We start from the raw sequence: 25,082 nt of genomic DNA, 5'->3' as shown, positions 1-25,082 counted from the left end.
AAATTCAATGCAGAATTCATCGACTAAAACGAAAATTTCAGTAATTTTATCTTTACTTAAATACATGGATTTTGCTTCTAATTATTTGTTTGTCAAACTTTTAAATTAGCAAAATCCATTTTTATTTCAAAATATTATATGATTATATTTTAGATTATTTTACTGATATACTGTGGTTTAAGAATCGAACTGAGGTTTTTTAAGCTGTTTTTCATGTTACTCATCGTAATTGTCACAAAGTATTTCCAGAACTCTGAAAAGTGATAAAACGAGCCAAAAGAACGAATTCTTACACATGAGGATAATTTAATTGGCGAGTTCCATATGGCAATTAAAAACAAATTTAAACACATAAAAATAACGTTGGAATAGCTTTTGGGACCTCATGTACTATCTAACTTTTTACAATGCAGAATAGCCTTAAATTTGCGAAAAGGAGGATACCATTAATCTTCCCCTTTTCCACAAGAACAATATAACTTTCCCAGAATATGTCATCAAATCGAAACATTAATGCATAAAAAATCCGGTAGCAAAACGCTACCGGATTTCTTTTACTTCAATCTTTATATTTTTAATTCTGCGATACTACCTTTTGTTGGTAAGTTTCGCCATTAGCTTTTACGCTAATAATATAAACCGTATTGGCTTGTGGTAAGTTAAATGTCGTTTCTTCGTTATTTAATTCAACTGTTTTAACCAACTGACCAGATATATCATAAACATTAATGATTCTATCTGTACTTTGCAACACCTCTTCAGTCACTTTTACAGTAGCAACCTGTTTCACCGCATAAATATTTACATCTCTATTTGCTGCCGATGGAACATCATTGATATCAGTAGTTACTGAAGGGACAAATCTTAATTCGAATCGATCATTACTTGCTGCATTTGTAGGAGTAAATGTATATGAAGGATTTTCTCTAAGGTTAACTGTAATTATATTGCTTGCGTCACCTTTATCTATCAAATAAACATTTACATCCGGCATAAAACTATTAATATTTGAAGCTCTTAAAGTAAATTCTCCTGAGCCTGCAGAAGATACTGTATAACCTAAAGGAATATTATCTGTGTATGATAAATCTGTGTATGAATTAATGGCAATATTCTTCTCCTCTTTTAATGAATAAATATTAACATTCTTTCCTCCATTCATTAATTTTTCTGAATCATATTCAGTTACAAATCTAGATCCATTATTATTAAATACTATAATTGTCTCATCTTCATTATAATCTGATTTCAATTTTAACTTAAGTACATCATCAGAAGAGTTTGATGAACTCTTTAATCCATATCCTCCATTCAAATGTGTTCTTGCTGAATTTGAAATTGAAATAACATCATCATTAGTAGCTTTATAAGTACGTAACCACATACTTTGTCCTGGTGCTATATACCTCGAGCCTTCTAATAATCCCTGACCATTTAATAAATTATATGTACTAACCTGATTGTCACCTTTTCTTATATAAATGGTTTTAAGAAAATCTCCCATATCAAATCCTGCATTTTCAACATTAATATAACATGGATATGGGTTTGCAACTAAATGCCAGCGTGCATCCATATTAACCATAGTATAATCTATGCTATTATTTAATACTCCAGAGTAAGTTAAAACACCTGCATTTGCAGTATATAAGGAATAGCCTTCCAACTCTTGGTTAACTTGATCAAAATTATAAGAGTCACTATAAACATTTGCAAAACCAGCTACTCTTTCCCAACCATTTGATGTAACAGCCTTACCAACATATCTATTAACAGCATATCTTCCACTACCAAAAGATGTTTCAAATTCGGATTGTGTAACCCCGTTAACCGGTAAGGCAATCTGCCACCAATTTACAAGAGTAAAATCTTTCCACTTATAAGTAACCTCTCCTGTTACTGATCCCAAAGTGATAACAGACGTAGGGTGTAGCACAGAATTCTCAATAACTACGTTGTTATTCGTTATTAAATTGCCACTAACTGTAAACCGGGCACCCTCTGATAGTGTCAATGAAGCACCTGATTCAATGGTTAAATTATTAACTTTTGCTTCTGCTGTATTACTTATAACAGCATCAACTTTAGGAGCAACTACTGGTGCAAGCGTAACATCCACTGTTTCGCTAGGAATAATTCCATCCGACCAGTTGTTCGGATCAAACCAATTATTTGTTGTTCCCAACCAAACATGAGGTGGAATTAAAGGAAATGCAACATTAACCTGATCAACAGACTGACAATCGCCATTTGTTATAGTCCAGCTCAATACATATGATGAACCTGCCGTTCCATTAAATGTAGTAACAGGATTTGTTGGATCAACAAATGAACCACCAGTACCACTTACGATACTCCAAACACCTGTTCCTACTGTTGCTGTATTTGCAGCTAATGTTGTTTGAGTTAATCCCTGTAAAGTTTGATCTTCTCCTGCATCAGCTGTTGTTGGTGAAGGAAACACTTCTACGGTTGTAACATCAAATACACCTGTTCTTACTTTATTATCATATTTAAATCCTGTGATTTTATAAACTCCAACTGTAGGTGTTGATAAATAATATGGAAATCCATTTACCGTTACATCTGTTTGTTCAATTCCATTTATTGAATATGATAATTCATAATCTGCTGCTGTTGGAACAGTTGAAGAAAGCTCAACTTTAATACCTGTTGACAAATCACATATTGCACCATCAGGATTAAAACGAACCTTTGGCTTATTGGTATTTACAGTAGCAGTAGTAAAATCAGAACCTGCTGCTGTAACAGAAACTCTATTTACAGTGATTACCTGACCATTTGAATCTGTTCCACTTGCATTAGAGTTTATCTCCTGCCAATTGGCACCATCATAACTTACAACTCTTATATCAGTTAATCCATGTTCTGTCATAGCTGGAGTTATATCACTACCCGCATTCCAACCCAATTGGATGTTAGCCTGACCTCCACCAGGAGTTGATATATTCCAGTATTCATGACTATTAATAGCAGTTAATGGGAAGGAAAAATTAGTATATGTATCATTCGGTCTTTTATATTCTGCAGTCCAAAGCTTAGTTCCTGTTTGAACAGCAGTTAATTTTAAACTACTACCTAATTCTCCATCAATACCAATAGGGAATATAAAAGAATCACTCTGATTCATTCTCTTGGTTAATGGCCCATTCACATACGAATTTGCTTTACCCGATGCTGGTGTAACACAATTCATTGACGTGTTTGTTATTGTTAAGGTTTCTGTAGCTGATGTATTAATTAATCCATTTGTTAATAACAACTTACCCTTAACCTCAATATCGTCATTCAATGTTAATCCCGCACTATTATTTATTTCCAAATTATTTAACGCATTATTTACCCCAGTAAAACCTCCAATAAATTGTTCTGTATCACCGGTAAACGAAACTGTTGCATTGTCTCCGGAACCACTATTAAATGTACCTGATTGACGAATAAAACTACCATTTACATAAATGGTTCGGTTATATAAACTATTATCTAATACAGGACCATCAATCACTAACTGTTTACAAATTGATAAGTCTGCATCAGGCAATGTTCTTGTTCCTGTTCCCGAAAATAACAGGTTAGCTGCATTATTAAATAAGTCTGAAAGAATATTATAATCTCTAGAACCTCCAAACTCTAAGGTGGAATTATTTGAGCATCCTAAAAATGCATCATAGTTACCTTCCGGAAGATTCCCTTGCTCAAGATATAGTGTGCCAGAACCTGATACCATTCCTAAGTTATGGCCATAAGTTAGATCATCAATCTTCAATTTAGCTCCTGCTGAAATTGTTGTTCTATAAGCCTGCGCATAATTTCCATCTAATGAAACCTCGTGATTAATGACCACAATAAATCCATCCGGAGCACCAGATAGCGAATAAGCATCCCCACCAGTTTGAGTCCAGATATCTTTATCTGACCAGTCTCCATTTGAGACACTTGTATATTCAGGAACATTATCAGGAAATGCAGTATCCTTTCCTGCAGTATACTCTCCACTAATATTATCTCCTGAAACAGTAAATGAAATAAGATTATTTTCTTCATCCACGGCATTATTCTTTGTCCAACTTGTTCCTGGAACTAATAAACGTGCTGCATAATATTCGGATTCATTCCCTTGAATATCTTCTTCTAAATAAGTAAAACTCAATGTCCCAATTGCGTTACTTAATCCTTGACTTTCCACTGCCCAAAAATAATCTAAAACATTTGCCCCATCAATATTAGCAGGATGCTTATAATTTACCGGATGTATTTGAACAGATGCAGTATTATCACTTGAAGATAAATCAAGCACTACAGGAGTATATTTTCCATTTACTCCAATTGGGAAAGTAAAAGCAGGTGTGTCTCCGGAAGAAATAACTTTTTTAACACCTTTGTTACTATACACTCCATTGGTAATAATCATATTTCCAACACTAAAACTTCCAGATAACGAAGCACTCTCTTCTAGTGTTAGTAAATGATTCTTAATATTAAGTACTCCACGAGTAAGAACCAAATCCCCATTTATTGTAATGTCATTAGCAAGTTCTGCTCCATAAGCGTTATCCAGCTCAACACGAGCAAAAGTTCCAGTTCCTGATAAAACCTGTACGGCACCACCGTTCAATAGCAATCCATCTCCTGTAGAAGTGTAATTCGCATCATTATTAACATTACCTTTTACATTAATAGTGTTTGGTCCTGCCACTAATGTACCACTACTTAATGTGAGATTGTTATTTACGATAACATCCTTATTTAGTGTTAAATTAGTTAATGGATTAACTATTAAATTATAAAAACTAACATCCGAATTTCCTGTAATCTGTTGCGTTCCTCCTGAAAATGCAGTTGTATTTAGGTAATAATTATAAACTCCGCTATTATTAAAATCCCCATTAATTGTTACTGCAACATTAAAATCAGGGTTTGAATCTAAAATACTATTTGTATTAGATAATGTTAGATCTCCATTTAATGTTAACGGACTTAACAACAATTTTACTATAGCATTATTTCCATTTCCTCTTATTGTTAAATTATTTAATGGAACGTTTGCATCTAAAAGATAATTTTGAGTTGCTACTCCTGAATTATCAAAAATAATTTCTCCTCCGGTAACAGATGATTTTTCCGGACGTAGATATAAATCTCCATAAGTAGTACCTCCTCCTCGTACAATAGTTAAAGTACCATTAGACATATTAAATTCACTACCTGCATTTAACACCTCTAACTTTGCATTAGTCGCTAATAAATTTCTACCATTTACAGTAACATCACCACCACTCTGATTGTACTTTAATATACCAGCAGAAGAAGCCGGGTTACGACGAACCTGCCCGTTAACAAACAAGCTACCCCCCTGAATGTCAATTTCGGACAATCCTGATCCTGAATATTCAATATCGTTATTTCGATTGTTCGAAGCATTTCCAATATTTAGAGAACCATTAATAACAGTTAACTTACCATTTAAATACACATCATAGTCATTACTATCTCCTCCGCATAAATTAAAACTATTAGCTGTGTTAATAGTAAGCCCAGCAGTTACAGGTATAGTAAAACTATTATTGGTACTTACATTAACATCTCTATTTCTATTATATATAAATGTTCCATTAACTAATGTTAACCATTCATTAGATGCATAATCAACAGTACCTGTAATATCCATAGTTAATGTTGTAGCCTGCGAAGAACCTTTATTGACTTTTATCGTTTCAATTTTGGTATACGTTGTATATGTTACTCCTGATGACTGGGTAATTTTAGCGTTATCATCTCCTTTAAAAATTAATGGTATATCTTCAAAATCACAACCTCTATCTCCATTAGGAGCACCTCCGGGAACTCTTGAATTATTAATTAAGCTACCCCCAATTGTTATGCTCTGATTATATGCATAACTATTAACTCCAATCCCTGCATTTTCCGAAACAATTAAATCACCTTCAACAATAATATCTTGTGCCAGATCCCTGTTTCCATAGTATATTAATGCACCACCAATTAAATTAAAATCACCCTTTATTGCTATTGCTTTTGCCTGAGGTATACTATTATTAAAACTTCCTGGATAATTGCTATTCCATGTAGGACAATACCAAGACTGAGAACTTTGTCCATCTGCGGTTAAATCCCCCAATATACTAATATCATTATTTGGGAATATTATATTAGATCCACCTAGAGGTGTAATCATTAAATTACCATATTCCTCTACTCCATCAGGTAACCAATAAGTTCTTCCTGACGTTGCATTGTTTGTATATAACTCTGTAGTTCCCAGATTAGCATTAAAATCAGAAAAATCACCGCCTGGAAATTCAAAAACACTACCACTATAATCATTAACAGAGATTCTGATTTTACCATTACCATTAGGATGCGAAACAACCATACCAAAATCACTACCCGGGTTGTAGGTAACATCTAAAACTCCTCCTGTTTCTATCTGTAAGCTTGCGCAATAATGAGGATCCCTATTGGCGGTATTATCATATCTATCCATTGTAATGGTATGCCCATTGCCTATAATTACTATATCACCAGCTCCAGGAGCTTTTGCTGCCTTTTTTCCAGTATGTCCTTCTGTTGACCAATTATTTTTATCGTTCCATAATCCGGAACTTATACTATAATATTTTTCAGGAGTAACAAATGCAGGATTAGAGCCACAGGTATAATCTCCATCTATATTATTAATTGATGTAGTCCAATCATTAATTGTATTTGTATTTCTGTCAATGTTAGTTTTATCACCTATATCCCAACCAAAAGCAGAAGCATCATAACGTGCCGGTAAATAATTATTTTCATTATCTGAACCTACATTTGCATCAGCATAAACAAAACTATGTGTTACTTTTCCTTCAAAACCTGAGAAATTATTCGATTTTACACGCCAGTAATATGATAAGGCTTCTCCACCGCCTGTAGTTTTTGTAACAGGATGCTTAAAGTTAACCGGTACAATTGTAATATCTCCAAACGAAGTTGGAGCACTTGAAAAACCAATAGTTGCAGGGGTATAATTACTTACACCAATAGGCCAGGTTTTAGTACTAAGATTATCATAACTAAAGGTTACTCCTCCATCACCAACATTACCAGCTGTTTGTATATATCTGTTAGCAGCTTGCCCCAAAATAGAAGCTCCTGATGTAAACTTAAGATTATGCGTACCTATATTCAATAAATGATCCTGACCAAATGTTAACAATCCATTTATTACAATATCATCTCCTACAGTAATATTTCCAGTACCGTTTAAATATAGATTATTAAACTCTCCATTACCTTTAATTGATGATCCGGACATAATTATTTGTCCGGCCCCTGAATGTATACCTGCATTATAAATATTGCCAGATACATTAATAGTTTTGCCATTATCATCTAATTCACCATTAGCTATTATTAATGAATCAGCTACATTTACATTTGACTGAGTACCCTTTAATTGTAACTTACTGGCTGAATTACCAATTACTAATTTATTCAAATTCAGTGCAGCCGATAAATTAACAACTAAATTTTGCTGAACATTACCATTAAATACTGTACGGTTAGCCCCAGTTGTATAAGTTGCGCCATCATCAATAGTAAAGTCTCTTCCAATTTTAAGCTCATAGCCTGAAGCATTTAATGTACCTGAAACCAGATCCACATTACCCAACACTTCAAGATTACCTGAAACTTCTGGAGTTGATGATTCCAACCTAACTTTTGAAGTACTTCCACTTGCATTTTCAACAATTAAATTACCAAATGGAGCCGATGATCTTACAATCATATCATTACTTCCTGTTTGAGGAGCCATTTTTATTGTTCCTCCGGAAACATTAATATTTTTAACGGCTGAAAATATATCAATGGCATAATTATTTGTTCCACAAACATCAAGTACTTCAATTGTACCACCCGACATACTAAAAATATTATCAGGATTATCGATACAAAGGGAACCTTTAGCATTAGTTATTCCAACAAAAGAGTGTGTTGTTATTAGGGGTGAATGTACAATATCACTTACCGAAGCTACTGATGCAGACTCTCGTTGAAATCTTCCTCTGAAAATAGTTTGCCCACCATTTTGTATATAGGAAGCTAATCCATCTTCAGTTCCACCTGATCTAAATTGTTTTATATCTAATATACCACCATCAACAACAACTTCTGCAGAGGCCTTATTCCATATAATAATACCGCCTGATTCTCTTGTTGATAAATATCCATTCTTAATTTGTACTTTACCATAAACAGAAAAAGACTGGGCTAAACTTGGTGATCGATTAACACCATTTACTGATCCTGTACCTCCATTAACACTGTAAGCCGCATTAACTTCTGCATAATCATCAGCTGTAGTTAAAACCGCAACATCTGTTCCATCCAAGACTAAAGCTCCATTTACAGGAATATAGTAATCACTATTAGGATTTCCACCTGAGCCTCCTTCTGTTAATGAAGGTATAACAGTAAGTCCTTGTAATACCAATGTACCTGTTCGAATCCAAAGTGCCTTACGTAAATTAGGGTTGGCACCACCACCTTCACCGCCATAGGTATTACGACCGAATAATCGGAAGTTACTATATGCTGACGAATAAACGGTTAATTTAAATGTTTGATCTATACCCTTATCTAAAACTAAGTTATAGAAATCAGTTTGATTATTACAGGTTAATATATTATCTGATGCACCTCTAAAATATACTGTTGCAGCACCATTGGTTGCAAATGCACCATATTCGGGATAACTCTGGTTGGTAAAACGAACTGTACCATTATTTGTAAAATCACCATTTATAACTACTGTATGCGAGTACGTAGCGTAATAATTTGTAAAAGGAGCAACACCACCATTATCTGTACCTCCAGAAGTTGTATTACCTGTACCGACTGTTAGTGAAGCTCCACTCTCCACAGTAACATCTCCATCAATGGTTAACTGATAACGAGCAGTACTTCCATCGTTAATACGATATGTTCCTTGTTTTACATGTAAATTACCATGCAAGGTTAAATCATTTTTTTGTATTGCAATAGCGGATCCGTTTATTACCAAATGATTATACTCAGTTTGAGCAGTAGGCAATACAAAATTAGAGCTATTGTTAAATTCAACAGTACCTCCATCTGCTGTTACCAGGTAATTGGTTGTTACTACAGGAAAGTTTCCACTGGCCAATTTTAAAGTACCTTGGCCACTTAGCTCTTTAATAGTGTTAGTAAACTGATAATTACCCATATTTACAAATCCACCGGATAAAATAGCCATACTCATACCCGTAATACTAACATCGGAAGTAAGTGTAACGGTACGTCCATTTAAAATCACAACCCTTGAGTCATCACCCGGTATATCTATAGCTGTTTGAGTTGTACCTCCCGGATCATGAGTCCATGTTGAAATATCATTCCAATTACCTGAACGGTAAGCATAATATATTTTTTGAGGTTCCTGCTCCAAAGCGGTCCATGTACCTGAAATATTATTAATTCCAGATGCAACCATTGGATTAAATCCTGTTGCACTAGCCCCAGAAGGTTCCATCCAAACTCCACCTGTATAAACCTGTAATGCATAAGAATTTTGGTTTCCCCCAATTCCAACTTCAGCATTATCATATGTAAAAGATATATCAGCTGTATTTACAGTTAAACCATCTCCATTTACCTCCCAGTATTTTTGTAAATCTGTTACTTCTGCTGTAGGAGGTCCTGGAGCTGCTCCAGAAACAGCACGTACTTCAACTGCTCCTGTTGCATCAGAACATGCTATTGAAGAAATTTGATACGGTGTATAATAAGCACCAGTACCCACAGGATATATCATTTGATAATCGGAATTTTCATTTCCTTCTTTAATCAAGCGACCTGTACCATTGGTTACAATCATATTAGAAGAAGAGTAAGTTCCTGCAATTGAGGCACCATCTGCAATTATCAAATCGTAATCACCCAAAATAATACGAGCTCCATTTAATGTTAAAGAACCATTAATGATAGTATTACCAGTTAATACCTTATCCCCCCCACCTGATACGGTAAGGTTGTTATATGTAAATCCTCCAATATTTTGAGTAGAAGAACCATTTAAATAAAGGTTAGCATTACCTGCACTAAAACTACCAGGCAAAAAATCACCTCCTACAGTAAGATTATGTGCAAGAGTATTCCTGGTCATATCCACAGTTCCACCTCCAGTTACAGAACCATTAAGTGTCAAGCTTCTTAAATTCCAATTATATCTTAGAGTTCCACCACTTTCAACAACCAAATTTTGTATTGAATTTCCTCCTATGGGTCTATCATAATTTACAGTAATGGTATGTCCATTGCGGATAGTAACTGTACCTGCATTTCCATTTTCACCAGGATCATTACCATTAGTATTCCAATTATATCCATTATACTGATACCAAGAATAGTATGCATCCCAATTATTGCTCGTTCTACTTCTATAATCACCATTTACAGGATTTGGCGAACTGGTTAGTTCAACATTATCAATGTTCCAACCTGAGTAAGTCCAACCAGGATCTGTCTCACCAAGTGCGAATCTAATTTGTACATTAGCATTATTATCAGCATAATTTGAGATATCTACGGATTGATACGACCATGCATTTTCAGCTATTGTTGTATTATTATTTGCCCATACATTATGCCAGACTGAACCATCAAAAACATCAATATAGGCGTGATCATAATTATTTCTCTCTACATTTAACCACCGCTGAAATACCAATGTAACATTCTGTTTTCCAGAACAATCTATTACAGGAGAAACTGCTATATACGCACGATCAGCCAAATTATTTGAATAACCACCATCCAAGTTTGTACCTAAAACTCTACTACCACTATAAGCAGATGTTGGATTGGCATAACCGTGATCACCAGCCCCACCAACAGGTGCACCTATTTCAAATTCTCCGGTTACTGCCCACCCATTATCAATCTCAAAATCATCAGTCCAAAATGTTGTTACTTGCCCCTTAACAACATTAGTTAAACTTGTTACAAAAAATAAAAATAATCCTAGGTAAAAGTATTTCATTCTATATAATTTAATCAATATCTATTTATTAATCTAAGCTTGTATATCCCCAGCATTTTAGCCTAAAAAAAGGAACATATAGCACACTCTTATGTTTAAATATTTTAAATTTTAAACAATTGACCATTCCGGTACAAACTTACTAATTATTCTAATGTGAATTTTACGTTTAAATACAAATAGGTTTTAATTCTTACACCAACTATCTAATATCCTTTATTAGTTGAATAATAACATACATGAAATAAAAATAAATTAAACCTATTAATAAAAGACAAGATTGTAGTTGACAAATCATCTCATTACCAAAGTACTATTAGAATTAGGTACTGTAAAACCAAGTGTTAAACCACCGTCAGAGGCATTACCAGCTGTATAAAAATACTGTGTAGAGCTTGCATTTGTAACCGATCCTGTCACTGTAAGGTTATGAGTACCCATATTTACTTTACCCGATCCGCCACTTACAAATTCGAAGTCTTCTACATTTACATCTGTTGCAAGAGACATTCCACTATTTCCATTATTTAGCCGAATATTTCCAAAATTAAATTCTTTACCTAACTTACCTTGTAACACAGGAACAGGATCTGAACCTGTAAGTACAAGCCCTCCTATTCCGGATGATGTTAAATCACCATCAGAAATAATTACATTTCCACTAACTGTTGGCCAATAATCAACTACATCTAATCCCCCTCGTTCTATATCAACATTACCAGTAACAGAAATATTATTACCTGCTACACTCATTGTATAATAGTTACCACTTGATGGATGACGATCTTTATTTATCGTTAAACCACTACCAAAATTTAATGTCCCTCCTGTTAGATTATTAATAACACCATCCTGATTTCCATCAAAGGTCAATGCTCCTGCTTGAGTATAAGTTCCTGCAATATTAAAATCACCACCTACAGTTACATCATAACCACTATCATCAAATATTGCTCCTGAGCCAACTGTTAAATCATTCAATATTTTTAAATATGACGGATTACCAACACCTCCATACTGATCAATAATTCTTACATTATCAGTCCCTACTCCCTGAACTATGCTCAAATTATATAACGGTTGAACTGAATAAATATCAAAAGTTCCTGTGGATAAAGTTTGTACTTCTACAGTACCGCCTGTAAAACTATAATTTTCATCAGCTACAGCAATATAAAAATCACCTTGCCAATGATTATTTGCTGCTGCAAACGTAATCTGACCTCCACTCATATTGAATGCAAAAGTAGATTGCTCCATATAAAATGTAGGTAAAGCTGTATTATCTGGTCTTGCAAAAAAATGAACTTCTCCACCAGATTGTACATAACTAAATAAGTTACCCGTATAATAATTTCGAATTTGAGTTAAATAAAGATCACCTCCTTCAACATTTATTTCCGGAGCTAAACCACTTTGTGTACCAAAAGCAATCCCCCCAGTACCTGCAGGTGTTATAAGACTACCAGAAGAGACTTTTAATGTACCAAACAACGACAATCCACGCCATCCTCCTGATCCTGATGATGTACTTACAGTTGCTCCATTAACCCATAAAGACCCTGTTGATGGTATTGAAAATTCATTGGGCTCTGCACCTGAAATAGATTCTCCTAATCTACCTATGGTAATGCCTGCTCCTAATTCTAATGTTCCGTTTTCTATTACAATGGGTAATCTCTGCCATCCTTCGCCACCATCTTCAGCATCAGAAGTATCCCCGCTAACAGGACCATATAAATTAAATAAATTATCACTAATGGCATTTACAGCTACTTTATAAGTTTTATCAGTTCCTTTATCTATAAACAGCCTATAAACATCAGTTCTGCCATTAATAACCATTACATTATCTGTTGTACCTCTAAATCTTAACTTCACTGCTCCTCCAGTTGATTCTGTATACTGAGGTTGTCGTGCAAAATCAACTAACCCATTATTAGTAAAATCTCCATAAACATTAAGCCAATGAAAATTACCTGTCCCCCCTTCAGTCAATCGTGCTCCAGAAAAAACATTAATATCTCCGAATACATTCACTATCCTTTGAACACCTGCAGTTTGCCCTATTTTAAAACGACCGGACTTAACATTTAAACTACCATTTATATCTATATTCCTATCAACTCGCACTTCTGAATCTTCATCAGGAAGATTCACCTCAACGTTAAAGAAATTAGCACTTCCATTACTTAATGTAATTCCTGAACTTCCATAAAAAACAACAGTTCCTTCTCCTCTTCCCTTAGTAACAAAATCTGAATCATCTCCAATTATTGGATAATGATCATCAGCCATTAAAAGTCTTCCATTTCCTTTTAACATTGAGATTCCATTAATTGTAAATGTTGCCATATCTAAGTCTCCGTATATACTTACAGTTCCTAATGATGTAGTAACATTGGCAGATAAGGTTACTGTTTTTCCACTCGGGATAACAATATTATCATTTTCAGAAGGTACACCTCCTCCTGACGGCACAGTAATAGCAGCTGCTGGATCCTGAGTCCAGTTTGTTGCTACATTCCAATTTCCAGTATTTTTAAGATACCATGTGGTTTGTGCATTTAAAATGGTTTCAATTCCTAGAAATAAGAAAATTAAAATTACGGAGTAAATATTTTTCATTTCACATAACATATTAACAACAACATAACACCTCAACACTAATTTATAAGCACTGAAATGTTCACAAAGATTACCTATTTCTACGCAAAATAGATAGATAGTTACATGAATTCGTAAATAAATATGATTTTTTCATCAAAATTAACATTTGATTCATGGAATATTAGACGTTTTTTGACATTTAGTTATTGAATAACTCGAATATTTTACATATTCATTCCATTTTTCACCATAACCTGGATGTAAGTATATAAGAGTATTTAATTACTTAAACCAAGCAACACCAATCTATTTGAACTGACAATGATTTGAAGAAATGAAAATATTAAAGGATTACAACGCAGAAAAGAAATAAATACTATAAACTAAATCCTGTATTTTTAAGAGATTGAACCATATTAAAAAATGCACCTCTCTTATTCATTAAAACTTCAGGAAAACCTTCTTCAATTACACCTTTCTCTCCAATAAATATCACTTTATCGGCCAATTGTATTGTTGACATACGATGACTTACAATAATTGAAGTTCTATTTTTTGTTATCATTTTAAAATTCTCAACCAATAAAGATTCTGTTTGTGCATCCATTGAACTGGTTGGTTCATCCAACACTACCAATTGGGCATCATTAAAGAAACTCCTGGATAAAGCCATCCTTTGCCACTCTCCGACACTTAACATTTCACTATCTTTAAAAAGTGTACCTAAGTGAGTTTCATAACCTCTTGGTAAATCTATTAAAAGAGAATGGATACCAGACTTCTGAGCACTGGATTCAATTTCAGGAGATTCTTTATCCTTAGCAATATCACCAAGCCATATATTTTCTCTTGCAGACAAATTATACAACATAAAGTCCTGAAAAACCACAGTTATATTCTTTGCTAATGATTCACTCGATATATCTGACAATTCTATTTCATCAGCATAAATACTTCCGGAATCCGGTTGATAAAGACCACAAATTAACTTAATAAGAGTTGACTTTCCTGCTCCATTAGCCCCTACTATTGCTACAGTTTCTCCCTTCGCAATATCGAAAGAAATTCCCTCAAAAACACTTCTTGAACTATTTGGATATTTAAAAGAAACATCTTTAATAGATATTCCTTTTTTTATACTACTTGGAAAAACGCTCTTTCTTTGTTTACTTTCTTTCACTATATCATAGTCAAGAAACTCAAAGAAGTTTTTAAGAAACAGACCATCTTCATACAACCCTGATATCTGACCTAAAAATCCCTGCAAAAAATTATATCCTCTATATAAGGCCAAAAAACACATTACCATGCCACCTTGTGTAATATTTCCATGAATAGTTTCATTGGCAATAAATCCAAATATAAAAATCAACAAAGCAGTAATAACAAATTGAACCAATAGTTCATACGTGGATTTCTTAACTAATAATGTATACCGTTCTCGTCGTAGGTCATTTTTACTCTTTTCATACCTTTCTTTGAACAAGGAGGCGAGATTAAACACTCTTAATTCTTTGGCGAATTCTTTTCCTGTAAGCAGTCTGTTATAATATCCAACAACACGTTCGTTTTCTGTATGTGTACGTTTAAAACCATATATTTTCCTTGAAAAATAAAGTCTTATTATTATTATTAAAAAGGAAACTAAAATTAATGACACAATAATAACCCAATGTAAAACAGCAAGTAATCCAGCTATCAGAACCAGAGATATTCCATTTTGAACCAATCCTATAAATGAATAGTATGTATGTGCTGGTCGATAAGAAGCCTCATTAACAGCACGAAAATAAATATCATGAAATGAATAATCGTCAAAATTTGTATAATCCATTACAGTAGTACGCTTATGAATTAAATTTTGAATTGTATCATTTATAAAATATGTATGCTTTTCGCTAACTATGGAAGCAAAAGAGTTTAGAATGGCATTAATGGAAAAAATTAGGGCTGCAAACAACAGTATTCCAACCATTTTATTAAACCCATCAGCTAAACTTGAAGTATTTGTCAGCAAACCAACTTCATCAACGATTTGCTGTACAATAAAAATCAACATCAATGGCATTATTCCTCTTAGTACTACAAATAAAAAATTTATAATACTCCAACATGGAGAGCTTTGCCATATCAGCTTTAAGGCACGAACAATATTTTTTAAATTATACTTCATAAACAAAAATAAAAGCTGAAAGTAATAAATATACTTTCTTAGCTTTGCATTTTATTCCATATTCTTGCAGTATAAAAGAACAAAAATCCCGTAAATGGGGTTATAAAAACCATTACTCGCCGAATCAATGGATATGATTTTATTACACGACTATTTCTAAAATGCTGACAGACTACTCCTACAACATCATCATTAAAAATGATCTTATCCTTATAAATAAGTCCATCACCCTTACAAATTAGAAATTTTCTATTTCTATCAATTTTCAAAAGACGATGTGCAACTAATTTATTTCCTGATTTAAAAACAACAACATCTCCTGGTTTCAGCGTATCAAAATTTACTTTACCAACTCGAACATGATCTTCTGGTAAATAAAAAGGGAACATACTTAACCCATAAACGGGAATATCCACATCTTTACCTTGTTGTAAAAGATCAATAAATACTTGAGAAATAATATCTTTCTTTGAACCAAGGGAATTCATATACTTATTAAACCTTTTAATCTAAACTTCTTATAAGTGAAACAATTTCTTGATCTGGCTTAAAACCAACTTCATATACAGATACCCTATCTAAAATTTTAAGAATATAATCAAGATGCTTGTTTACCATCTCTTTTTCATAAAACTGCTGAATAAAGTTACCCAGTACTCTTGAGTAGGCATTTACTCCAGAAACAGGTCTTATATAGTTTTCCGGACTTTGTTTTAGTAGAAAAATCTTTTTCAATACACCTTCTTTGGGGTATTGTTGATAATAAGGCATCGGGTTATTATAAATCTTTACCACATCATCCTGCAACCTTAACACAACTCTATCATCATTAATAACATCACCTCCACACTCAAACCACAATCTGGCCATGGTAGACTTTCCGATCCCGGATACTCCTGAAAATAAATAAGAATTCCCATAATCTATAACGGCAGAAGCGTGCATTAAAACACCTCCTTTAAGATGAAACATATATAATAACAACAAAGAGCCTAAAGGATGAATTAAAGGATCCATATAAATAGGCCCCTGTATTCGGATATGCTTTTCAACTTCGACTTCAATTTTTGACAAACCTGGTTGAATAATAGCCAATAAACTTTTCAACTGATTATGATCATCAAAATCTACTTGAATAAAAATTTTTTCTGAGGTACTCTTAACCCTCCATGAATAATTTAGGTATCCATTATTCTCTGGTTTTCCTATAAAAGACCAATCTTGGATATTACTTATAGTTGGTTTCTTTAAAATAAAATTACAATGAAAATCTACTCGTGTAAAATTATTAATTCTATAATGAAGTAAAGAATTCTCAGCATCAAATAATATTTGATCACTATCAGATCTTAATTCTAAAATAAGGTCTGCAACTTTCAAGACCAATTTATCATGGTCACAATGCATATAACAGCTTATTTATTATATTCAGGTGAATTACTACCAAAAGGATAACTATCTGAAGAACTACTATAATTATTTACTGGATTATTACTGGAGTTTAATGTATTTTCTACATTTACTGTTGGTAAATTCTCACCCTCTCCTGGAGGAGGGCTAGTCATCATCACCAATGAAATCTCATGATCAACCGCTACAACCTCTAACTCCGGCTTTGAATATATTTTTTTATTTCCTTTCAAGCTATTCATTTATTGGTAAAACAATCTTAATTATTGTTTTTCGAATAATATACCCTTACTAACGGTATTATTGATAAATTGTTCTATATCTTTTTTTGCAATTTCATTAGAAACATCATATTCTTCTAATAACAAACTCAAAATATCACTTACAGATTTCTCTCCATTAACCTGATCATACAAAAAAGTTCCTACTTCATTCAGTGTTAGTACATGATTCATGTCAGCAACATTATCTGTCAATGGAACCAGTACCTTTTCATTCCCTATACTTTTTTCTACAAACCGTTCACTTTTACAGTAAACTTTTGAAAAATCCATCTCATTTATTTTCAGTTCGGGACAAAAATATAAAAAAACAAATTCATACCTCCCCCTTTTAATAAAATACTTACCCCCTTTTGACAAAAGAGTTGAGCTTTTTAATAAACAGGTCTTTTTTCCCCATTAAAATACAACCCTGCTAAACGGTGCATCTTCGTGGTTTGCAAACTCCCCCGACTTGTATTTATAATACCCTGTAACAGCAATCATCGCAGCATTATCTGTTGTGTACGCAAATTTTGGAATAAAGGTTTTCCATTTCCTTTTCTTAGCTAAATTTAACAAACCTTCTCTTAAACCGGAATTAGCTGAAACCCCGCCGGCCAACGCCACCTGGTTAATTTTCAAATCTTTGGCAGCTTTTTCCAATTTTGCCAATAAAATATCGACTATTGTTTTTTGTAACGAAGCACATAAATCAGCCTTATTCTCTTCAATAAAATCAGGATTAAATTTTATCTGATCCCTTAAGAAATATAAAAATGATGTTTTTAACCCACTAAAGCTATAATCATAATCCTTTATACGAGGCTTTGCAAACTGAAAAGCATTTTCATCACCTTCTTTTGCCTGCTTGTCAATTAAAGGTCCCCCCGGGTATGGTAAACCCATAACTTTAGCACACTTATCAAAAGCCTCTCCAGCTGCATCATCGATTGTTTGTCCAACAACTTCCATTTCAGCATAATTCTTCACTAAAACAATCTGACTATTTCCTCCTGAAACCAATAAACATAGAAATGGAAATTCCGGATGATCATTGTCTCCATCAGGCTCTTTTATGAAATGTGCCAACACATGAGCATGAAGATGATTCACTTCAACCAAAGGAATATTATTTGCTAAAGCAAAACCTTTTGCAAAAGATGTTCCAACAAGTAATGAACCCATTAAACCTGGTCCTCTGGTAAACGCAACTGCGTTTATATCCGAAGCCTTAACACCTGCATCTTTTAACGCCTGATCCACTACAGGTATGATGTTCTGCTGGTGGGCGCGAGAGGCTAATTCTGGTACTACACCACCATAGGATTTATGAACATCCTGATTCGCAATTCTATTTGATAGAATTTCCTCATCCTTAAAAACTGCTGCTGAAGTATCATCACATGATGATTCAATTCCAAGAATATATGTACTCATTATCGTATCCTTCCTCATTAAAAACAAAACCTACTCACTAAACTAATAACCTCTATTCAATGTTCTATTGAAGTTGCTTTAATTATTGCTTTGTTAAGCTTAAATAATTTTAGTTGATTGCCAGTTTACTCTTATCCTTTTTTAATTACTTTTGCATTATAACAGAATGATAGATTTTAGTCATTACACAAAGAATTGATTTACAAGGTGTTTATTAATAACATTTAATAAACCACTATAATCGTTTTCAAAAACTAATAATCAAATCTTTAGCTAAAAGCTATCAATGTTTTAGAAATTAAAACGCAAAATTATTAAAAAATCTTATAAAATATTATTCTATTTCATTCTGGGCCTTATTATTTTCCCGATATTAATATATTTTATTCTATTAATTCCCGGGATACAAAATACAATAGGCAAACGGATTACCTCTCAGTTATCCGAAGACTTTGGAGTAGAAGTAACTTTAGAAAAAATTAACTTTAAACCCATTAAAAAATTAGTAATTACTGATTTCTTAATTAAAGATAAAAATAAAGACACGCTTATTTATGCAAATAAACTGGAAGCTTCTATTGATTCATTGATTTTTTCGAAGAATCAAATTTACTTTAGCAGATTAACAGCTGTTAATGCTATTTCTAAGATTTCGAAGAAAGGAAACAAACATAATTTCCAATTTATTATTGATTCCTTACAAAACAAGAACTCATCTAATTCAAAATGGAAATATCACACCAAAGAAATTAAGGTAAGAAATTGTAATTTGAATTACAGAAACTATGCATCAAAAACCAATCAAGCTAAGGGCTTTGATAGAAATGACATTCAAATTTCACAATTAAATTTATCCATTGATAAAATAAATTTTCTTGAAGACTCCATTTCTGCCAGAATAAGCAATCTATCGTTTAAGGAACGTTCCGGTTTATCATTAAATAACACAAAAGGAATATTGGCTTTTGGAAAGCATAGTTTTGGAATGAAAGCTTTCAGAGCAAAACTTAAGCATTCATTTATCAGCATTGAATATCTAAATATTGAAAGAGACTCAGCTGCTATTGCAGAAAATGATATTACCAAGATTCCGTTCAGTGCCAAAATCAATTCAATTTCATCAAACTATAACGATCTGGCATTGTTTTTCCCAAAACTTCCTAAAATAAAATACCCACTAAATATGAAAGGTATTCTGGAAGGTACAATAAATGATATTAAAGGACGCAATATATTTATAAACGCAGGAACTGATACTAATATTGAAACCAGCTTTGATATTAAAGGACTTCCCAATATAGATGAAACTTTTTTGTTCCTGAATGTAAAAAAACTATCTACCAATATTACAGACTTAACTAAGCTAACGCCTCTGATTAAAAGTTCTGGTGAATTGAGTTTTCCTTCTTCTTTTAAACAGTTTGGGAACATTGAATATAGCGGTAATTTCTCAGGATTTATAGATAACTTAGTCGCATACGGTGAATTTTCGACAGAGATAGGAAAATTAAAAACAGACCTTGGCATTAAGGTTACAGAAGGGAATAAATTGGTTTATTCAGGATACCTGAATACCACATCCCTAAACATTGGAAAAATCATTAATTCTGAAAATAACCTGAACAATGTAACCATGGATATCTCCGTTCAGGGGTACAGAACTGTTGATAAACATTTTAATGCTTACATTAATGGTACCATTGATTCTATTGACTACAATAATTATAAATATGAAAAGATTGTACTGAATGGATTGCTTTCCAACAAACGATTTAACGGTAAAATTTCTCTGGATGATCCTAATGCTCAGGTTGAGTTTAAAGGCAAAATGGATTTTGAAAAAGAGGTTCCTGAATTTGATTTTAATGCTTCGGTTCACAATTTAAAGCTTGATAAGCTACAAATTGCACCTTCTTTAAAAAACAGTGCCATCAATGCAGATATTCATTCCTTTTTATATGGTAACAACCTAAATGATATTACAGGAAACATAAAGCTAGTTGATGGAACAATTGAAACCGAAAACAGCACCTTTAAATTGGATAGCTTTGTTATTAATTCCTCACAAGATCTCCAGGGCTTAAAAACTTTATCTGTCAATTCAAATATTTTGGAAGCCAGGTTAACAGGAGAATATCAATTAAAGTTATTACCTAAGCAAGTAAACCAATTACTAAGCTCTTATTTACCATCGTTGTTTACTCGAACTGTAAATACTGAAAGTGCACCTTGCAATATTGATTTTAGCATAAAAACAAAACAACTACAGGACTTGCTTTATACTTTTAATCCTAACATATACATTGCTGACAATAGTGAAATTAAAGGTAAGTTTATAAGTAAGGAAAATGATTTAGAACTAGATGGTAATTTTGATGAATTTAAATACAATACGATTCATGGAAATAAAATAAACTTATATTTTAAAAGTGACACTTCGAAAATCACCAGCAACCTGAGATGTGAAACCATATTTTTTGGAGATCTGCTTCCCCTGTATAATTTTACATTAACTCAACAGTCACAAAATGACACCTTAAGCGCAAATATTTTTTGGAATAATTGGGACGAGAAAACAAATAGTGGTGCAATTTTTACAAACAGTACTTTTAATAAATCTACTTCTGGCGAGATCTACTCAAGCACTAATATATTACCTTCTTCAATTATCATTAATGATACAACCTGGAGAATACAGGAATCTTCTTTCCACATTAACCCCAACGGACTTAAAATTAACACCTTCAGAACACATCATTTAAACCAGGAAATAAGCGTAAATGGAGCGATGTACAAAACGGGTAAAAACTCATTATCCGCATACTTCAGAAATATTAACCTGGAAGAAACAACACGTTTTTTGAATATTAAAAGACTAGAATTTAAAGGCCTGTTAAACGGAGAAATTGAAGTGAGTGAAAATATCGAATCTCCCATTATTTCCAGCAATCTTGTCATTAATGATTTTAATGTAAATGATGAAGAAATTGGTAATTTCAAAATTAGGTCATCCTGGGATAAGGAAAGAAATGCAGTGATCTTAAACACGAATGCTCAAAGAGGAGATCTCAATACAATTATTGGCGGAGGATATTTTAGTCCTAAAAACAAGAATTATGAATTCGCATTCAAAGTAGATAGCTTACCCATTGGTTTTTTAAATTTATACCTGAGTAAAATTGCACAGAATTTAAAAGGTACAGCTTCTGGAAATATCAGTTTAAAAAATGGAGCCGACCGAATTGAATTAGATGGAAATTTCAATGTTAATAAAACAAGTTTTGATATTAACTTACTAAAATGTTCCTTCTTTATCGAGGATAGTGTCAGACTAACTTCAGATTCACTTGTTTTTAAAAATATGACCGTCACCGATACAGATGGAAAACGAGGTTCTTTTACTGGTGAAATTTTGCATAATAACTTTTACAACATGTCATATAACTTATATGCAAGAGCCAATAACATGCTTGTTCTAAACACCACAGTGCAAGACAATCCTTATTATTATGGGAATGTATATGCATCAGGAGACCTTGCAGTAACAGGAACAACTGATGAAATAAACATTGACATACAAGGCAAATCAGAACAAAACACTAAACTTTTTATTCCAATTTCAGATAGAGAAGAATCTTTAGATAACAATTTTATTCAATTTATAAATCATTCAGATTCTACTTTCACAACATCTTCTCAAAACACTGAAAATGATTATAAAGTTAACCTATCTAATTTCTCCATGAATATGGGGATTGAAATTACACCGGACGCTCAATTACAAGTAATTTTCGACCCAACTGTAGGTGATATCTTAAGGAGCTCAGGCAATGGGTTTTTACAAATTCAAATTTCGAAAGAAGGTGATATTAACTTTTACGGGGATTACATTGCTGAAGATGGAGATTATTTGTTTTCTCTGGAAAATGTAGTCAATAAACGTTTCGATATTAACAAAGGAGGAACAGTTTTATGGGAAGGTGATCCTTATGACGCACTGATTGATATTACAGCAACCTATAAAATAAAAACATCTATACAACCACTTGTAGCACCCTCGAGTGACGACATCAATGAAAATGGTGAAATATACAAACGTATTCCAATCAATTGCGATTTGATTTTAGGAGACCGTCTATCTCAGCCATCTGTTAAGTTTGATATTTCCGCTCCTACAATGGAAGAATCGACTCAGAATATAATTGAAGATGCCATTAATACTGAAGAAGAATTAAACCGACAGGTACTATCTCTTCTTATTCTGAACAAGTTTTTTACCCCAAGTTACAATGCTGGTTCTGGAAGTAACAACCAGGTTAACACAGCAGCTTTAACAACAACATCCGAAATGCTTTCAAGTTATTTGAGCAATTGGCTTTCGCAAATCAGTAATGATTTAGATATTGGTATAAATTACAGACCAGAAGATGAAATATCGAGCGAACAGATTGAAGTTGCGCTATCGACTCAGTTATTTAATAACAGAGTATCATTAAATGGTAATGTTGAATATGGCGGTTATAGCGCTGTGCAGCAAAACACCAGTAATATTGTTGGTGATTTTGACATGGATGTGAAACTAAATAAATCGGGTTCTTTAAGAGCAAAAGCATATACTCACAGTAACGATGACTTTAGCTATGATAGTTCACCTACAACACAAGGTGTTGGTTTATCTTATCAGGAGGAATTTAATACATTTGGCGAATTGATCAGAAAGTACTGGGATTGGATTACTGGTAAAGCAAAAAAAGAAAAAGAGCTAGAACTGGAAACTGATAATAATCCGTAAACAGAACCTTCTCAAAACAACAATACCACCATCGAATAATTTTATACGAGTTTTTCCGTTATCATTTTAAAACAAATTATATATTTTTACACCAAATATAATTAACACATACATTTCATGAGTCTACTATTATTGATACAATCAACCACAGAAAATGCAGAGGCTGCTGCTGAAGTTGTAGAAAACCAAATGAATTATATAGAAATGGCCATTAATGGTGGATGGATTATGGTTCCGATGATCCTACTTTCATTTGTTGCTATTTATATTTTTATTGAACGCTTTTTTGCCATCCGGAAGGCAGCTTCTGAGGACATGAGCTTCATGAATAAGATTAAAGAATACATTCACGAAGGAAAAATAGATTCTGCTTATTCTCTTTGCCAGCAGGTTGACAATCCGGTTAGCAGAATGATCGAAAAAGGAATTAGTAGAATTGGAAGACCTTTATCTGATGTAAACACAGCCATTGAAAATGTTGGCAACTTAGAAATTAGTAGACTAGAAAAAGGTTTACCTACGCTTGCAACAGTTTCCGGTGGAGCTCCAATGATTGGTTTTTTAGGAACAGTTATTGGTATGATCAGAGCATTCTTTGATATGGCTAATGCAGGAAACAATATTGATGTTGGTTTACTTTCATCAGGTATTTACACAGCAATGGTAACAACAGTAACTGGATTGGCAATTGGTATTATGGCCTATTTTGCGTATAACTTTTTAGTTGCCCGGGTTGAAAAAGTTGTTTTCAAACTTGAAGCCAGAACCATGGAATTCATGGATTTACTAAATGAACCTGTTGCATAAAAGACTCAAGATTAAAGACAAAAGATAAGAGATCTTATATTTTAGTTAATCTCTTATCTCTTATCTAAATTCTATAATCTAAATTCATATGGCTTTAAAAAGAAGAGCGAAAATAAATGCAAGTTTCAGTATGTCAAGTATGACAGACATCGTATTCCTGCTCCTTATTTTCTTTATGATAACTTCAACAATGGTGCATCCTAACGCCATTAAATTACTGATACCAAAACAAGCCAGCAAAAAAGTTGTTATTGAAAAGTTTATTAATGCACGAGTAACTTCAAACGGCAGTTTTTATATTGGAAACAGCAGAGTTTCTGAATCAAATCTTGAAGCAACTATTCTTCAGGAATTTAAAAGTACAGATAAAACTTATATAAAACTACGTACGGATAAAAATGCACCTACTGGTGAAGTGGCAAAATTATTAGATATTGCTGAAAGTAATGCTATTAAAGTTGTTTTAGACATTAGGTAATAAAAACCAGAGGGTACTAGTCAGAAATA

General features: G+C 33.1%; 11 protein-coding genes. 3 read left to right on the top strand and 8 right to left on the bottom strand.

Features of this window, described 5'->3' with window-relative positions; genetic code table 11:
• Positions 1 to 574: 574 nt before the first annotated feature.
• The 8 genes from OM075_RS05545 to tsaD form a co-directional block, all read right to left on the bottom strand.
• Positions 575 to 11,083, bottom strand: a complete 10,509-nt coding sequence (locus tag OM075_RS05545; RefSeq protein WP_301189490.1) for a T9SS type A sorting domain-containing protein — start codon at positions 11,081 to 11,083, stop codon at positions 575 to 577.
• Between the two features lie 294 nt (positions 11,084 to 11,377).
• Positions 11,378 to 13,711, bottom strand: coding sequence for a G8 domain-containing protein (locus tag OM075_RS05540; RefSeq protein WP_301189489.1), 2,334 nt, complete (start codon positions 13,709 to 13,711; stop codon positions 11,378 to 11,380).
• Positions 13,712 to 14,069: 358 nt separating this feature from the next.
• Positions 14,070 to 15,866, bottom strand: coding sequence for an ABC transporter ATP-binding protein (locus OM075_RS05535; RefSeq protein WP_301189488.1), 1,797 nt, complete (start codon positions 15,864 to 15,866; stop codon positions 14,070 to 14,072).
• Positions 15,867 to 15,904: 38 nt separating this feature from the next.
• Entirely contained in the window at positions 15,905 to 16,354 is a 450-nt protein-coding gene (locus OM075_RS05530) for a S24/S26 family peptidase (protein ID WP_301189487.1), read from the bottom strand.
• A 16-nt stretch (positions 16,355 to 16,370) separates the two neighbouring features.
• A complete protein-coding gene (locus OM075_RS05525) occupies positions 16,371 to 17,273 on the bottom strand; it encodes a phosphoenolpyruvate carboxykinase (ATP) (protein WP_301189486.1) in 903 nt (300 codons plus the stop codon).
• A gap of 8 nt (positions 17,274 to 17,281) precedes the next feature.
• A complete protein-coding gene (locus OM075_RS05520; protein ID WP_301189485.1) occupies positions 17,282 to 17,518 on the bottom strand; it encodes a hypothetical protein in 237 nt (78 codons plus the stop codon).
• Positions 17,519 to 17,539: 21 nt separating this feature from the next.
• A complete protein-coding gene (locus OM075_RS05515; protein ID WP_301189484.1) occupies positions 17,540 to 17,830 on the bottom strand; it encodes a PqqD family protein in 291 nt (96 codons plus the stop codon).
• Between the two features lie 126 nt (positions 17,831 to 17,956).
• Positions 17,957 to 18,976, bottom strand: a complete 1,020-nt coding sequence (tsaD, locus tag OM075_RS05510; protein WP_301189483.1) for a tRNA (adenosine(37)-N6)-threonylcarbamoyltransferase complex transferase subunit TsaD — start codon at positions 18,974 to 18,976, stop codon at positions 17,957 to 17,959.
• 586 nt (positions 18,977 to 19,562) lie between these two features.
• On the opposite strand from tsaD, the gene OM075_RS05505 reads away from it, so the two are divergent.
• From OM075_RS05505 to OM075_RS05495, 3 genes are all read left to right on the top strand, one after another.
• Positions 19,563 to 23,768 (top strand): translocation/assembly module TamB domain-containing protein, encoded by a 4,206-nt coding sequence (locus tag OM075_RS05505; RefSeq protein WP_301189482.1) that lies wholly within the window; start codon positions 19,563 to 19,565, stop codon positions 23,766 to 23,768.
• A gap of 117 nt (positions 23,769 to 23,885) precedes the next feature.
• Entirely contained in the window at positions 23,886 to 24,575 is a 690-nt protein-coding gene (locus OM075_RS05500; protein WP_301189481.1) for a MotA/TolQ/ExbB proton channel family protein, read from the top strand.
• An 88-nt stretch (positions 24,576 to 24,663) separates the two neighbouring features.
• Positions 24,664 to 25,053 carry an ExbD/TolR family protein gene (locus OM075_RS05495; RefSeq protein WP_301189480.1) on the top strand — a complete coding sequence of 130 codons (390 nt, stop codon included), beginning with the start codon at positions 24,664 to 24,666 and terminating at the stop codon, positions 25,051 to 25,053.
• Positions 25,054 to 25,082 lie beyond the last annotated feature (29 nt).

It is taken from the genome of Plebeiibacterium sediminum (assembly GCF_026013605.1).
In the GTDB taxonomy this organism is placed as follows: domain Bacteria; phylum Bacteroidota; class Bacteroidia; order Bacteroidales; family Marinilabiliaceae; genus Saccharicrinis; species Saccharicrinis sediminus.
The sequence above is the reverse complement of the archived record's forward strand: the minus strand, read 5'-3'. Positions and strand labels throughout refer to the sequence as shown.

Excerpts from the sequence above, each read along its gene's own strand:
- OM075_RS05545 (WP_301189490.1), bottom strand. The coding sequence starts at position 11,083 with ATGAAATACTTTTACCTAGGATTATTTTTATTTTTTGTAACAAGTTTA.
- OM075_RS05540 (WP_301189489.1), bottom strand. The coding sequence starts at position 13,711 with ATGAAAAATATTTACTCCGTAATTTTAATTTTCTTATTTCTAGGAATT.
- OM075_RS05535 (WP_301189488.1), bottom strand. The coding sequence starts at position 15,866 with ATGAAGTATAATTTAAAAAATATTGTTCGTGCCTTAAAGCTGATATGG.
- OM075_RS05530 (WP_301189487.1), bottom strand. The coding sequence starts at position 16,354 with ATGAATTCCCTTGGTTCAAAGAAAGATATTATTTCTCAAGTATTTATT.
- OM075_RS05525 (WP_301189486.1), bottom strand. The coding sequence starts at position 17,273 with ATGCATTGTGACCATGATAAATTGGTCTTGAAAGTTGCAGACCTTATT.
- OM075_RS05520 (WP_301189485.1), bottom strand. The coding sequence starts at position 17,518 with ATGAATAGCTTGAAAGGAAATAAAAAAATATATTCAAAGCCGGAGTTA.
- OM075_RS05515 (WP_301189484.1), bottom strand. The coding sequence starts at position 17,830 with ATGGATTTTTCAAAAGTTTACTGTAAAAGTGAACGGTTTGTAGAAAAA.
- tsaD (WP_301189483.1), bottom strand. The coding sequence starts at position 18,976 with ATGAGTACATATATTCTTGGAATTGAATCATCATGTGATGATACTTCA.
- OM075_RS05500 (WP_301189481.1), top strand. The coding sequence starts at position 23,886 with ATGAGTCTACTATTATTGATACAATCAACCACAGAAAATGCAGAGGCT.
- OM075_RS05495 (WP_301189480.1), top strand. The coding sequence starts at position 24,664 with ATGGCTTTAAAAAGAAGAGCGAAAATAAATGCAAGTTTCAGTATGTCA.